Raw genomic sequence first — 13,832 nt, forward strand, 5'->3', positions numbered from 1 at the left:
AACATCGATACAACCCGATGGATGAGGACGCAGGGCGGGGACGGGCCGACCGGGAAGGAGCAGGCGATGGCACTGACTGCACTGGGCCTGTTCGCGATGTTGATGCTGGTGATCGGGGCCTGTCGGCGCCGGATCCAGCTGGCCCGCATCGGCGACAGCGGCAACCGGCGGGGTTGGCGGCCCGACGGCACCCTGGAATGGTGGGCGCTCGCGCTCGCCGACGTGGGCTATCTGCTGGTCGGCGTCGGCGCCCCAGCGGCGGCCCTGGCCGGGCTCGCCCCACTGCGTTTCGCCGACCATCTGCTGGTTCATGCGACTGGGATCGCGGTTGCGGTGGTGGGCATCGGGCTGACCTTGCAGGCCCAGCTGGGGTTGGGGGCCTCGTGGCGGATCGGGGTTGATGAGACCGAACGCACCGAGCTGGTCACCGGCGGCCCGTTCGCGATTGTGCGCAACCCGATCTTCACCACACTGCTGCTCACCCTGACCGGCCTGACGCTGATGGTGCCCAACCCGATAGCGATCGCCGGCCTGCTGATCGCGATCGCCGGCATCCAGCTGCAGGTGCGCGAAGTGGAAGAGCCCTACCTGCGCCGCGTCCACGGCCACACCTACCGCGACTACACCACCCGAGTGGGGCGCTTCCTACCGTGGCTCGGCCGCACCAGAGATGAGACCAATGATGCTGCCCGACACTACACCTGACTTCGACACGGTCGAGGCGACGGCGGCGTTTGTCGACCTGGCCGGCTACAGCATCCTCACCGAAATCTGCGGCGACCACGAAGCCGCCCAGCTCGCCGCGCGGCTTGCCGACCTGGCACAGGCTGCACTACAACCGGGCGTGAGGCTGGTGAAGACGATCGGGGACGCGGTCATGTTGACCGCCGACACACCCACCCAGATGCTGGCCACCCTCACCGACCTGGCAGAGCAGGTCGCCGGCGAGGACGGGTTCCTGGCGCTGCGCGCCGGAATCCATCACGGACCCGTCATCGCCCGCGGCGGCGACGTGTTCGGCCACACCGTCAACATCGCCGCCCGCATCACCGCACTCGCCGGGGCCGGCCACGCCGTGATCACCGACCCGATCGCGGCTGCCGCTACCCGACAAGGCCTGTCCACCCCAGCGATCGGTGCTCCGCCGCTGCGCAGCATCACCACCCCGATTCCGCTACACACGCTGGCCCTGACCGAGGCCCGCTACCCCCGCGACCCGGTCTGCGGCATGCGGATCAACCCGGAAACCGCCCGGGCGCGACGCCGCTACCAGGACCGGGATTGGTGGTTCTGCTCGACCGACTGCGCCCACCAATTCACCACCACCCCAAGCACTTACACATCGACACTCCCGGTCACCGCCAGTGAACGGCAGCCGACATGAGCCGCCCCTGGGGCCGCAACCGGCTCAAATTCGCCCTGGCCGGACCGCTGTTCGAAGCCGGCAACCGGTTCATCCCCGGCCGACCCCATGACCGGCTCGCCCAGCTCGTCGCCGACCAGAAACCGAAACGAGTGCTCGAACTGTGCGGCGGCACCGGCTACGCCGCCCGCCTGCTCGCCCGCAAATCCCCGAGCACACGAGTGGATTGCCTCGACATCTCCCCGGAAATGCTGGCCGTCGGCCGCCGCTACCTCACCCGCGCCGGGATCGGTACCGTGGCGCTGCATGAAGGTGACGCCGCCGCACTGCCGTTCGGCAATGACACCTTCGACGTGGTGATGAGCGTGTTCGGCTGGCACGAACTGCCCACCGACATCCGCCACCGCGCCATCGACGAAGCCATCCGCGTTCTACGTCTCGCCGGCCAGGTCATCGCCATCGACCTCGACCCACCACCCACCGCCCGCACCATCTTCGAGACCTACATGCGGCTCGCCGAACGACCCCACGCCCGCGACGTCCTGGGCACCGGCCTGGCCGACGCATTCACCGCACACGGACTGGCCGTCACCACCCATCTGCCCGCGCGCAGCTGGGCCGCCCCGTTCCAGATCGTCCACGCCCACAAAAGAGGTATCTGAATGGCGCGCACCAGCCGCATCCTGCTCACCGCGTTCGTCATCGCCGCCATGGCGATCGGGGCGCTGGTCTACCTGTCAGTGCGCGACCGCGACTCGACCACCACGGCACAGCCCGATACCGGCGAGGCCGGGCAGGTGGTGCGCGAGAACAGCCACCGACTCAACACGGTGCCCGACAGCACGGTGACGTTCGTGGAGTTTCTCGACTTCGAATGCGAGGGCTGCCGCGCGGTCTACCCAGAGATCGAAAAAGCGCGGGCCGAATACGGCGACCGGGTGAATTTCGTGATCCGCTACTTCCCGCTGCAAGCCCACGTCAACGCCGAGCGGGCCGCCCGCGCGGTGGAAGCCGCCGCCCAGCAAGGCCAACTGGAGGCGATGTATCGCAAAATGTATGACACCCAAGCCCAGTGGGGTGAAAAGCAAACCCCAGCCGATGACGTATTCCGCGGATTCGCAACAGAACTCGGCCTGGACATGGCCGAGTTCGACGCGGCCTACGCCAATCCCGCCACCCTCGAACGCATCCAACTCGACATGGCCGACGGCCGCGCCTTGGGCGTGCAGGGCACCCCGACCTTCTTCCTCAACGACACCCGCATCCAGCCACACAGCTATGAAGACCTAGCCCAGGCCTTCGATCAAGCGCTCGCCGAGAACTAGGCGCGGCCTGCCGCATCCATCGGCTTGACCGCCCCTCTCCACATCGACACTCATCTCAGTCCGGCCAGGAGGTTCACCCATGCCCGCCACCGCGCTCGTTCTCTACCTGGTCTTTGCCGTCTTAGGGTTCGGCTGGCGCAGCTGGACCCAGCACCGCCGCACCGGCTCGACCGGGTTTCGCGGCATCCACGGCCGGCCTGGCTCGCTGGAATGGTTCGCCGGCGCCGGATTCATCGCTGCCATCCTCGCCGGGGCGGCCGCACCGCTGCTGCAACTGCTCGGCATCCTCACCCCGATCGCGCTCCTGCAGGCGCCGTGGATTCAGGTGGGCGGGACGGTGCTGGCGGTGGCGGGTATCGCGGCCACCCTCTACGCCCAGCGCGACATGGGCGAGTCCTGGCGGATTGGCGTCGACCCCAGTGAGACCACCACATTGGTGCTCCGTGGTGTGTTCGGGCTGGTGCGCAACCCCATCTTCACCGCGATGCTGATCTTCGCCGCCGGCATCACCCTGATGACCCCCAACCCGCTCGCCCTGGTCGCGTTCGTCGTGCTGCTGGCCACCATCGAGCTGCAGGTCCGCGTCGTCGAAGAGCCCTATCTCAACGCTATCCACGGCCAGGCCTACCGGGACTACTGTGAGACGGTCGGCCGGTTTGTTCCCCACATCGGACGCACCCGAATCGTCTGACTGGCCGACTCGAATCGAGGTGAACCATGGCCACCGGTGATCGCACCGCCCGATGGAACCGATACTGGGACAAGAAATCCCGTACCTACGACCGCGAAATCGGATTCTTTGACCGCCACCTGTTCGGCGACTCCCGCCAATGGGTCTGCAGCCAAGCGGCCGGCACCACCCTGGAAGTCGCCGTCGGCACCGGCCTCAACCTCGAGTTCTACCCCGACACCGTCACGCTGACCGGGATCGACTGGAGCGAACAGATGCTCGACCTGGCTCGTCAACGTGCCGCCGACCTCGGCCACCCCGCCACGCTGCAACAAGCCGACGCCCACCACCTACCGTTCGACGACGCCACCTTCGACACCGTCGTCTGCACCTTCGGGCTCTGCGCCATCCCCGACCACACCAAAGCCCTCAACGAAATGACCCGCGTCCTGCGCCCCGGCGGACAACTCATCCTGGTCGATCACATCCGCAGCAGCGTCGCCCCCGCCCGAGCCGTGCAACGCTTCCTCGAACTGTTCACCGTTCCCCTCGGCGGCGAACACTTCCTGCGCCGCCCCCTCAACCACATCCGCAACGACCCCAACCTCGACATCGAACGCGTCGAACGCTTCAAACTCGGCCTCGTCGAACGCCTCACCGCCCGCAAAACCACGTAACCCGACGCGAACTCACCGACCATCCAGCTAGAGCTGTCCCACATCAACAGCTCAGCCGCGCCCTCGAAGGCTCCAAAGACTCCGACTGATGACCGGCCCCGGTGAACCGGATTGACTAGTGCAGATAAGTCCGCCCATACCGATCCCGCGCGTCCTGGCTCGGATCGCCCACCAGTACCACTCGCTTGTTCAGCAACGTAGCCTCGGCGAACTCAGTCGCCTCAGCGCCCCAACACTGAGCAGGCGGCTTAGTCTCCGGAGTATTGATCCCTAGAACCCGCACGCGCAGTCGGCCACGCCCGTCGTCGCGCACATCGAGGGTGTCACCATCGACCACACGCAACACCACAGCGGAACCAGACTCCGCAGAGACCGGGGCACACCCGGCCAACGCGGCGACACCGAACAACAGGGCGAGCAGTCCTGGACGCATACAACCATTTTCGCGCAGCAGACACACGCCACATGCACAAAAATGCGGCCTGGCGGTCTCTAGTGGTCTGAATCCAGGTCCTGGATGAGTGCTTCGATGCGCGCGGCCTTCTCCGCATCGTCAACCGCTGCGCCGTTCTCCACCGCCACGACGAGCTCATCCGGCAACCCGCTGATCGCCGCGACCTCACTCGCAGTCAGATTGGTGCGATGACGCGCAGCGTAGAGCCTCTGACCCAGCGTTGCGGCCGGATGCTCGCTAGTGCGCAGCATCAGCTCGTCGTAGCGGCGCCGAATCACGCCGAGCGCCTTGACCACCTCCACTGCTGACCCGCGGCTATGCCGTACCGCCCGGGCTCCTATCTGTTCCAACTTGCGCAGATCGGCCAGAATCACCGAGGCGTGATCGACGAACTCTGGTGCATCGGCCGGCGGCAGATCGGCGATAGCTTGATCAAAACGAATGAGCGCTGGCTGGACCGCATCAGCCACCAACGACGCCAAAAATTCGCCATCGGCGCTGTCTGCGCTGCCAGTGCCCATGAAAGCCTCTGCCGGTTCGCCGTCGCGGATACGCGCTATCGTTCCCGCCGGCCACTGCAATATTTCTTCGAGCACGTGTCTAGTGCGTTCACGCGGCCAGGTGCGCCCCTTCTCGAAGCGGATCAGCGCAGTCGCGTTGATGATCCCCTCACGGGCGAGCTGGCGCTGAGAGATCCCGAGTTCGCGCCGCCGAGCTGCGACGGTCGCGCCGGCACGAGCAATGCCAGGGTCCGGTGCGCCGTCTTCCACGGCGTCAGTGTAACCAGCAGGTATCGGCCGATCGGGATATCGCACCCGCAAAAGGAGTCATCGGTGGCGGCGCAGGTGCTTGCGTTCTAGATTTCCCTGGTTTGTGGCCGCTATCTCTCCTGGGTGTGCGTTGCAATACGATGAAAGTATTGCACTGCGATACTTTAGTGCTAGAGTCCAGATCATTCGATAGCTCAGTGGGAGGAGCTTCAGTGACCGTGACACTCGAACGACCGGTAATCCGCAGCAGCAATGCACAGCCCTGCGTCTCAGACCCCGACAGGTGGGCGGCCGGCGGCAACGACCCCGAACTCAAGACCCTCTGCCGGGGCTGCCCCCGACGCTGGCAATGCGCCAAGGATGCCCTCGACACGCCGGGCGCCGAAGGCATGTGGTCCGGGGTGCACCTGCCCAAAGAGGGACGCGGCCGCAAGTTCGCGCTGCGCCAACTGCGCTCCTTGGCCGCTCACGGCGGTTTCGACGTTGCAGAAGATCTCGACGACGAATAGGTCCGGCGGGCGGCCATCCTCATGGATAACCCCCGCGAGGGACGAAACACAATGCGCCAGAACATCATTGCGATCCTCAGCGCGGCCGACGAGCCACTGAGTACCGCACAGGTCTACGCGGCCCTGGCTCAATGCCTCACCACCAGCAGCGTTCGCCGGCATCCCGCCACTCACGAACGTGTCTACCGACAACTCCTCAGCCTCCAGCGCAACGGCACCGTGCAGCGCACCTCCAAACACGGCCGGCACGTCTGCTGGTCAATGGCAACCGGCCAACGGCTGGCTGTGCCCGTCGCGTCGAACGGCCCCAGTGACATAACAGGCCTGCAGCCGGCAGCCCAGGAATGCGGCGCCGGCAGGGATCACCCAACGGCATCACCTGCAAGAGCGCTCGATGTGAGCGGTCGCATCGCAGTGCGGACATCCGACGAAACGGTGACCATGACTTATGGCCGGCCCGGTATCGACCGCTGCCGTGCTGTGATCGGGCAGCACGGATACACCACCATGCTGCGTGTGCAGCTCAACTACAACGCCCTCACAGCCGACGATATCGAAGCTGTCGAGCGCGCTATCGCCGAAATCGCCTGTCGAATGGTCCGTCTCGCGGCGGCGCAACGTCACGCCAACAGCCCTTTGTTCGGAGTCGCGCACGTCATAGAGAACCTCAACCGGCGGCGGCTATGACCACCCCCAAGGAGTCCGCCAATTCGACGATCGTCTGACCATGGTTGACGCAGAGCCCGAGCCAGTGACCCGGCACTGTCTGCGGCTGGCCGTGCACCCCTACTCCAGAGTCTCCCAACGGATTCGCCACCTACGGGGCGATAGCGGTGCCTTGTCGGGCAGTCAGTATCTGGCTACTCGCGCCCCGAGCTGCCGCCTCCGTGGACTCCAAGCCAAGGAGGTATCCCCACACACCAGCGACTAACGCCGCTACCTGGCCACGACCACCACCAGTGGCGACCAGGTTGCCGCACATGACATTTGAACAACGCGAGAGCCTCAGAAACGGCGAAACCCCCGGAGTACCAGTCCGAGGGTGAACGCCATCTGAAGTTATCCGAGTTACCAGGCTCGGCTCGTGCTCTCGCCCCTATCCCTAGGGAGCTGTCGTGCAAGACACCTCTCACGGTAGCGCACGCCCGCGTGGAGCACCAGTCGTTGCGCACCGTGAACGCAGATTGGCGGGACCAGAAAAGGTTGACCGCGGGTACCGCGGAACGAGCAAAACCAGGCCGCGACGCGGCACCGCCCGTACCCGCTCATGCCGGCAACGACAGGCCAGCCAGACCTCGTCGGCAGCAACGCAGCACTTCCTGCACCAGTTATCCCACGAGGTAGCCGGCCGCACACCAACAGCGATTCACCTCGAACTCGACGAAGATACCTACGCCGGCGTGCCATGCTGGCTGTCCGGCGAACAACGATGGGCCCGCGTCGCGGTCCCCATCGCCTACCTCAGCCACTACGACACCAAAGTCCGCCCCGCGATGCCGAGCAACCCCATCTCATTGCGCGCCCTCGTACGTGTCGCTGAGGCACGAGCCCGCTACGCGGACTGGACAACCGGGCGCAATAGCCGGCCAACCAATGCGCGGCTTGCCCGCGATACCGGTCTGTCCGTACGCACCGTGCAGCGGGCCGACACCACTCTGCGGTTGTTGGGCTTGGCCACGGAGGTCCTGCGGGGTAGGCAGCGTACCCGTGCAGAGCGGTTCGCGTCCTGGCGCGTCGGGGATCGTCACCGCGGTTGGGCATCAGTGTGGGCGCTGCATCACGCGCCGGTCCTACCCCTGTCACCCCACCCCCGTAAGGGGTCTCTTTTAAGTTCTTATCTCTTGATCTCTAGTAAAAAAGTTGTATCCAGCTGCGCCGGGGGCCATACGGCCCACACAAGAGGCGGCGCTCCGCGCCCAGCATCGACAAAGGAGATCCGCCGGCGACGACCAGAAATTGCCCCAACGCCACGCGTGGCCTACTTGTTGGCTTGTGACTGGCTCCGTGACGAACGAACACCGCGGTGGGCGCGTCAACACTCCCCCAAGGCATGGGCAAGGATTCTGGCCGCGCTGGCGGCTCACCGCTGGACAGCCGACGATCTCAACCAGCTGCTCGCCGATTGGCAAGGCACCGGCGGGCACTGGATGCCCGAGAGACCGTACAAGCCCATCGGATTGGTCCGCTCAATCATCGCCTGGCACCTGGCGCACAACGGACTAGACGACCGACCCGCGGCCGCCGAAACCGCACGCCTAGCCGCAGAGCGCGCCCGCCAGACTCGTGCACGCGCAGCGTTTGAGGCAGAGCGCGCCGAGAATCGTCGCGCCCGCGAGGAAGGCCGCCGAGCGGTCGGTGGGCCCGGCCACACAGCGGCGTTCGCTGAACTGCGACGGCTCCAACGCAATCGCGCCGCCCGCCGGCCCGGTGATGGCCACTGAGCCTGGCGGGCGAGCGGAGATCGCTCCTAGCCAGCGCTGACGTCGGCGAATTGCTCTGCGGCCGTGAGGATACGAGTCACCGTCGTGTGGTGAACTTCGTGCCGGCGGCCAATAGTGCTCGGTGGGGTGCCAGCCTCGCTCTCGGCCAGGATCTTGGCAACCAGATCCGGATCTTTGGACGTCACTCCCTCGCGCACCATCGACTCAGCCACCGGCCACCACCGATCAGCACGAGCACGGCTTTTGGTGGTCGAGTCATCGTCGGTCGTGGGCACGGATTCAGGACGGATCTGCACCGGAATACGCCCCGCCGCCGGCACCGCGGACAGCGCCCGTTCCGGAGCCTTCTGTGGCATTGGAGCATTCGGTGGCGCAGATTGTTCGGCCGAAAGAGTCACCGCCGGTCCTGTACCGGTCTCGTTCCTGGCCGGCGAGTCAAGACGCGCTGCCACGGCGGGTGCCCCTGAGGGCATTGGAACTCTATCTGCGGCAGTTCGCGGTGCCGCCGCAGGCTTGATCGCCGAGTGGGAACCGTCATGCGCATACTGCGTAGTCGGCAACAACGTTTCCTCAGACCGTAGAGGTTGCATGCCTGCCTTCATGCGCGCCGCCACAGGGGCAGTCAGCACCAGGCCGCGGGTAGCGCCAAATACGGACAGATCGATGACAAGAGGTGCCACCCAAGCCATCTCGGCCGGGATACCCATTTCGACCGTGAACCCGTAGATCCCAAACGCCGACCAACCGAAAGCTCCGACAGTCACCCCCCACACCACGACAGACAGAATCTTGTCGCGCGCAGCGCGATCGAGCATCCGCGCCAGTGTGGGCAGGCCATGGATCGCGAGCATTAGCAGCGCAGGTGGTGCCGATGCCCAGCCGATGGCCATCCACCGACTGCCTTCGGTCGGCAGTTCCAACCATGCGTGGCCCACGTTGCCGGCGACCGACAATGCCGTGGCGACACTCAGCCAGAACCATAGGAAACGGCGATCTGCGCGCATCGTCGACCAGGCGGCCTTCTCCGCTGCGCTGCGCTGGGGCACGGTGTCGTCAGGAGAGCGACTCATGACACCGACCCTATGACTCGTGCGCTGGGTCTTCGTGCACGATTTTGGCCGCTACGCCACACACTCCTGATAGTGCAACTAGGAAGCCGGCCCGTTCGCAGTACTGCATTTTTGTGGCCGGCATTAGGCGTGTCTGGTCGGTTAAACCGACCACTTCATGTCAAACTCGACCGCAACACGAGAACCAGGAGGAGCGTCGACCACATTGGCCACACGGCACACCTGTCGCCACGAGCGTGACGCCGGCCCCTAAAACTCGAAATCCCCGCCGTATCGACGGGGAATCCGAGATGTGAACTGAAGGGCCAACTTCAGTTCACGGAGCCACCACAACCGCATTTTCCACGACCGATTTTGGGGCCGACGCTGCGCTTCTCAGGGCACAGCGACGGGCTCCAGGATAAAGGACGCCCATGTGAGCCGCAATAGCGCACTCAGCGCTGCGCGCATTCACCGCAGCCGAGACATCAATAATGCTGGCCGCCAACTGGACTCGGTGGCACAGCCATGACCATGACGGCTGATGCCCACGCGCAGACACACCAAGCAAGTGGACCGGCGCCAGAGCTCGTATGGAAACGACTCGCACGTCTCGTGGCAGCTCCGGGGCGCTCCCGAATGCGAGTGTGCAGCAGAGACACTGGCAAGTTCAGCGAAACGACCAAGCGCACCGATCGGCTTCCTTCCCGGCCGGCTGCGGTCTACTTGTACAGCCGCCGCCGAACCCAAATACTCTGGCTCGACTTCGATGCCAAACGCTACGGGCGCGCAGCCGTCGAGGCCGACATGGCCGCGGCGACCTCATGGCTGACCCAATGCGGGGGCGCGATCATTGCAGACAGATCCACTAGCGGCGGCGGCCACCTCCTGTGTCCGCTCGCAATAGGCACCTCAGCGTCACTTGACGAAATGGTGCCCTTGGTCCGACTCCTAGCAGCTCGTCTCCCCACTCTCGACATCACTCCCAACACCAACGCCGAGACAGGTTGCATGACCCCGCCGGGCAGTCCCTGCCGCGAAGGCGGCTATCGCCAGCTAGTCGGCTCGCTTGATGACGCGATCGCAACACTGACGACGCGATCACAGCCCGACCTGTTGCCCCGGCTGTACATGCTGCTCGGCGCACTCAAGTCGCGTGGTCCCAGCACCCCCTATGCCGCAACCCCAACGGCCGGCAGCCGCGCCGACTACCTTCACGGCGAAGGCGAGACACAAACCATCGCTGCTGCGTATGTACGCAGCGATCCCCTGCCCGCCGACGTCGAGGCCTACGCCACCCGTGCCGTCGTGACGCCCGCGCGCCCGACTTGGCAGTCCAACCATGAAGCCCGCATGGCTGTCGTCACCCAGGCCATAGCGCGAGGCCACAGCCTGGCCACGCTCCGCGACATGATCAGCACCGGGGGTCCGTGGGAACACGGACTTGGCAGTGCCTACCGCCGCTATCAGCACCGGGCCGAGGACGCTCTCGCCCGCGACATCGACAAAGCAACTAGCTGGCTGATCGACAACGTCTTAAAATCCTCACCCCCGCGGCACAAGAATAAGTACTCACCGGGGGGGCACAGGGGGTACCGGGGGCCACAGCCTTTGCGGGCGTGGCTGGCAAACGCAATGGCCTGGGCAGACGGTGAGTTCACCGGCAAGCGGTACCGATGGACAGTTCACGCAGTACTGCAGACCGTCGCTTTCCACGCCCTAGTGGCCGGGGAACAACGATCGGGTGTGTGGCTGGTAGGTGTGGGCGGCCGGACGCTGTCGTTGGGCGCCGGGCTACTCAGCGAGGACACAATGTGGCGCGTGCTGGCCGACCTACGGGAGCGTCCTGGCTCGCCACTGATCCTTGTACGAAAGCACATCGCAACAGAGCCTGACGTCTACGCGCTGACCACGCAAAACAAGATTCAAACCATGGCGGGGCGTGCCGAGCGTGTGCGCATTGAACCGGTCCACGACGCATGGGTGGTGCTTGGTCACCATCTCCGACGTATCTATGAACTCGTCGCATACCACGGCATGACGAGGCGTGCGGATCTGTACGCTGCTGCTGCCCTGCCCCGCGCCACAGCGGACACGATGATTACCGACCTGCGGGTAGCAGGCCTCATCGCCGTCACGGGCCGTGGCACGGTGGCGGCGGGAACTCACAGCCTCGATGACATAGCGAACCGCCACCACCTCCATGAAACAAGGCAGGAACGGTTGGCGAAGCACCGTGAGGAGCGCGCCGCCTGGCGAACCTGGCTCCTTGAGCGTGCACGACAGCGAGATCTGACTCAGATCGGCGGCACTCCCCCACCATCATTGGACGCTGGCCAAGAAGTCGCGGACGACGCTGAGCACGCTGCATGGCTGGAGTCAGTGATGGCCACTGGCCCACCACATTACGACCCCGGAGCCGATGATCTCGATGCCATCGAGCTCATCGCGGAATTACTGGGCGGCCGTATCGTGGCCGCATAGCCTGAAGTTACGAAGCTCTCGCGTGCGAGTCTTGCTGTTGCGAGTCAAGGTCTTGGCAGAATTCCCGCGCCTGCTCAATCAAAGCGTCGACGGCCGGCGCGATCATCTCGGCGATCGCCGTACCATTCGCCTCAGCGAACCTCTTTAACACTGCGTGGTCGTCTGTGGTCACCCGCCGCGCGACCATCTTCGGGGAGGCGCGCACTTCCCGGCGTTGCCAATCAGGCCGATGCCGACGGCCCGAGGTAGCCGTCGTGGACGTCTCCGCCATATCCAGCTCCGATCATGTTGAGCCGTGCCGCCATGCACACAGCGTCTGCCTGCAGAAATGTCGGAATAACCGACATCGATATAGTAGCGGTCGACCAGTGCAGCGTTGGCTAACCCGGTCCCGCGTGTCCGATGTCGATAGATGTAGGTAATACCGCCAAAAGGCCTGTTCAGTACCGTCATCGTTGGGCCATAGGGGCGGTATAGTAGTTCCATTCATGCGTGATCAGCGTTAGAGGGGTGGAAATGGGCACTTCCCAACCCCCGCATGCTGGTCGCCCGACCATCTCCCTGGCCCAAGCGGCCAAACTTCTCGGCAAAGACTGGCGAACCGTTAAACGGATGGTCGAGGCTGGTCAACTCGACGGAGGGTCGACGCTCGCCGGCCAACGGCCCACCTACTACGTCTACGCCGACCAGGTCGCATCCTCCAGCCGCGCGTCCGCTACCTCCGACTCGCGCGAGCTCTTGGAAGCCATCGCTGGGCTTGAGCGCGATCTAGAGCAAGCCCGTGCCGCCGAAGCTCGGGCCCGCAACGATGAAGCTCAAGCACGTGCGTCCGCCGCCGCCGCCGAGGAAGTCAATAGAATCCTCCGCGCCAACCAATCAATCCTCCTCAACGCCGTTCAGGACTTTCAACAAGCAAGTGATGGCGCCGCCGCACTGATCGACGACTACCGCGCACTTACCGATCGACACTGGGCCGTCGCCGGGCAGTATCGAGATTCCGCCAATAGCTTCGCGAAAGCAGCCAGCAACTACCAGGACATCCTGGGCCAATTACTCACCCCAGACGACATCAGCGCACTAGCTCCGCCCGATCCGCCTCCCCACCGCACATAGGCGCCTGGCCGACGATTTCCCCGCCGGCCCGAAAAGGCTCGGCCCCGCAGAACAGCGGCGCGGCCCGTCGGCGTTGCCCGCACTGAAGTGGGAAAACCGTCCACGCGCGGCGCAGGGCCACGAACGCCGCGCCGACTAGGTGGCTACGGCTAAAAGCACTTCAGGTGACTCAGCGTCCACTACAGCCGGCACAGCGGCCGCGTAGTCCTATGTGCCTACGTACGGTTCGCGCATAACGCCTAGTCAGAGCGTATTAGGGCAGCAACGGCGTCCAAACGTTCCTGTGGCGATCAAACCGGCGTCGCCGTCTTATGCACAATCCCGAGCGCTATATTGCGCCGTGCACGCGCTAGAGCAGGCAGCCGCACCCGTAGCTTCACGTTGTCCGTCATCCCTCATGCTGTAGGTCATTCAGCGGCGCTCCAGATGATTTAACAAATGGCGCGACCAATTTGCTAGCGCGCGGTGGGTAATGCTGTTGCCCGTGCAACCGACACAGCGTGGATAACCACCGTTACACATGCACGCGCGCACCTAATGTGCGCTGCAACGTACGCAGTCTTTCACAACGCTAGTAGGCCAATTGCGAGCAGTGTCTACTCCTAGGTCGGTCAACACGGTGACGTCGATGCAATGGGTGGCATCCGGTAGGGAGTTGCTCGGTCGGCGCTGCGCCAAATCTGTGCCTGTGCACCGCTGCTTGTCTGACAATCTATCGGGTTTCCGATGGTGGCAGGCACTCGTTGTGACATGGCGCTTTGAGGCTACATGCAGACCTGGGCAAAAGCGGCGGGCAGGGCGCGTGTGCGTGTTTGGTTGAGCAGTCGTGATCAGGCGAGTGTGCGTGCGTCGATCTATGCACAGGCTATGGCATTGGCTCAGGCCTGGGTGGTGGCGTCGGTGGTGGTGGTAACTATGGCAGATGAGCGGGCAGCATGCCTGGCAATGTCGCGGGCTGCTTGTCAGGCAACTGGTCA

Annotated in this window: 14 protein-coding genes; 10 read left to right on the forward strand and 4 right to left on the reverse strand. The window is 64.7% G+C overall.

The annotated features are described in order from the left end of the window. The first annotated feature begins 66 nt into the window (after nucleotides 1-66). The 6 genes from H7I57_RS31140 to H7I57_RS31165 all read left to right on the forward strand — a co-directional run bounded on the left by H7I57_RS31140 (nucleotide 67) and on the right by H7I57_RS31165 (nucleotide 4,035). Complete coding sequence (locus H7I57_RS31140; protein ID WP_006246589.1) at nucleotides 67-705, forward strand: methyltransferase family protein; 639 nt, start codon at nucleotides 67-69, stop codon at nucleotides 703-705. Continuing rightward, nucleotides 680-1,384: an adenylate/guanylate cyclase domain-containing protein gene (locus H7I57_RS31145; RefSeq protein ID WP_006246590.1), complete on the forward strand. Its 705-nt coding sequence runs from the start codon at nucleotides 680-682 to the stop codon at nucleotides 1,382-1,384. Before H7I57_RS31140 ends, H7I57_RS31145 begins: the two co-directional genes overlap by 26 nt. Continuing rightward, entirely contained in the window at nucleotides 1,381-2,025 is a 645-nt protein-coding gene (locus H7I57_RS31150; protein WP_006246591.1) for a class I SAM-dependent methyltransferase, read from the forward strand. The genes H7I57_RS31145 and H7I57_RS31150 overlap by 4 nt, the downstream gene beginning before the upstream one ends. After that, nucleotides 2,026-2,688, forward strand: coding sequence for a DsbA family protein (locus H7I57_RS31155; protein ID WP_006246592.1), 663 nt, complete (start codon nucleotides 2,026-2,028; stop codon nucleotides 2,686-2,688). It abuts the gene before it with no gap. A 79-nt stretch (nucleotides 2,689-2,767) separates the two neighbouring features. Continuing rightward, on the forward strand, nucleotides 2,768-3,379 hold the full coding sequence (locus tag H7I57_RS31160) for a methyltransferase family protein (protein WP_006246593.1): 612 nt from the start codon (nucleotides 2,768-2,770) through the stop codon (nucleotides 3,377-3,379). Nucleotides 3,380-3,405: 26 nt separating this feature from the next. Next, on the forward strand, nucleotides 3,406-4,035 hold the full coding sequence (locus H7I57_RS31165) for a class I SAM-dependent methyltransferase (RefSeq protein WP_006246594.1): 630 nt from the start codon (nucleotides 3,406-3,408) through the stop codon (nucleotides 4,033-4,035). Nucleotides 4,036-4,150: 115 nt separating this feature from the next. On the opposite strand, the gene H7I57_RS31170 is transcribed toward H7I57_RS31165, so the two are convergent. Beyond that, nucleotides 4,151-4,468, reverse strand: a complete 318-nt coding sequence (locus tag H7I57_RS31170; protein ID WP_006246595.1) for a thermonuclease family protein — start codon at nucleotides 4,466-4,468, stop codon at nucleotides 4,151-4,153. Between the two features lie 59 nt (nucleotides 4,469-4,527). Beyond that, nucleotides 4,528-5,259: a helix-turn-helix domain-containing protein gene (locus tag H7I57_RS31175; protein ID WP_006246596.1), complete on the reverse strand. Its 732-nt coding sequence runs from the start codon at nucleotides 5,257-5,259 to the stop codon at nucleotides 4,528-4,530. 212 nt (nucleotides 5,260-5,471) lie between these two features. Between H7I57_RS31175 and H7I57_RS31180 the strand changes: the two genes are divergently transcribed. Together H7I57_RS31180 and H7I57_RS31185 are read left to right on the forward strand one after the other, a co-directional pair. After that, the gene (locus tag H7I57_RS31180) at nucleotides 5,472-5,768 is read left to right on the forward strand and encodes a WhiB family transcriptional regulator (RefSeq protein ID WP_006246597.1); all 297 of its coding nucleotides are present in this window, start codon (nucleotides 5,472-5,474) and stop codon (nucleotides 5,766-5,768) included. 51 nt (nucleotides 5,769-5,819) lie between these two features. Next, on the forward strand, nucleotides 5,820-6,455 hold the full coding sequence (locus H7I57_RS31185; protein ID WP_234713907.1) for a hypothetical protein: 636 nt from the start codon (nucleotides 5,820-5,822) through the stop codon (nucleotides 6,453-6,455). 1,568 nt (nucleotides 6,456-8,023) lie between these two features. Here H7I57_RS31185 and H7I57_RS31190 read toward each other — a convergent pair. Beyond that, nucleotides 8,024-8,206: a hypothetical protein gene (locus H7I57_RS31190; protein WP_048469548.1), complete on the reverse strand. Its 183-nt coding sequence runs from the start codon at nucleotides 8,204-8,206 to the stop codon at nucleotides 8,024-8,026. Nucleotides 8,207-8,235: 29 nt separating this feature from the next. Further along, a complete protein-coding gene (locus H7I57_RS31195; RefSeq protein WP_013470136.1) occupies nucleotides 8,236-9,279 on the reverse strand; it encodes a hypothetical protein in 1,044 nt (347 codons plus the stop codon). Between the two features lie 990 nt (nucleotides 9,280-10,269). Between H7I57_RS31195 and H7I57_RS31200 the strand changes: the two genes are divergently transcribed. Next, nucleotides 10,270-11,742, forward strand: coding sequence for a hypothetical protein (locus tag H7I57_RS31200; protein WP_234713914.1), 1,473 nt, complete (start codon nucleotides 10,270-10,272; stop codon nucleotides 11,740-11,742). Nucleotides 11,743-12,258: 516 nt separating this feature from the next. Beyond that, on the forward strand, nucleotides 12,259-12,855 hold the full coding sequence (locus H7I57_RS31205) for a hypothetical protein (RefSeq protein WP_006246603.1): 597 nt from the start codon (nucleotides 12,259-12,261) through the stop codon (nucleotides 12,853-12,855). Nucleotides 12,856-13,832 lie beyond the last annotated feature (977 nt).

The sequence above is a fragment of the Mycolicibacterium pyrenivorans genome (assembly GCF_025821625.1).
Taxonomy (GTDB): Bacteria; Actinomycetota; Actinomycetes; order Mycobacteriales; family Mycobacteriaceae; genus Mycobacterium; species Mycobacterium pyrenivorans.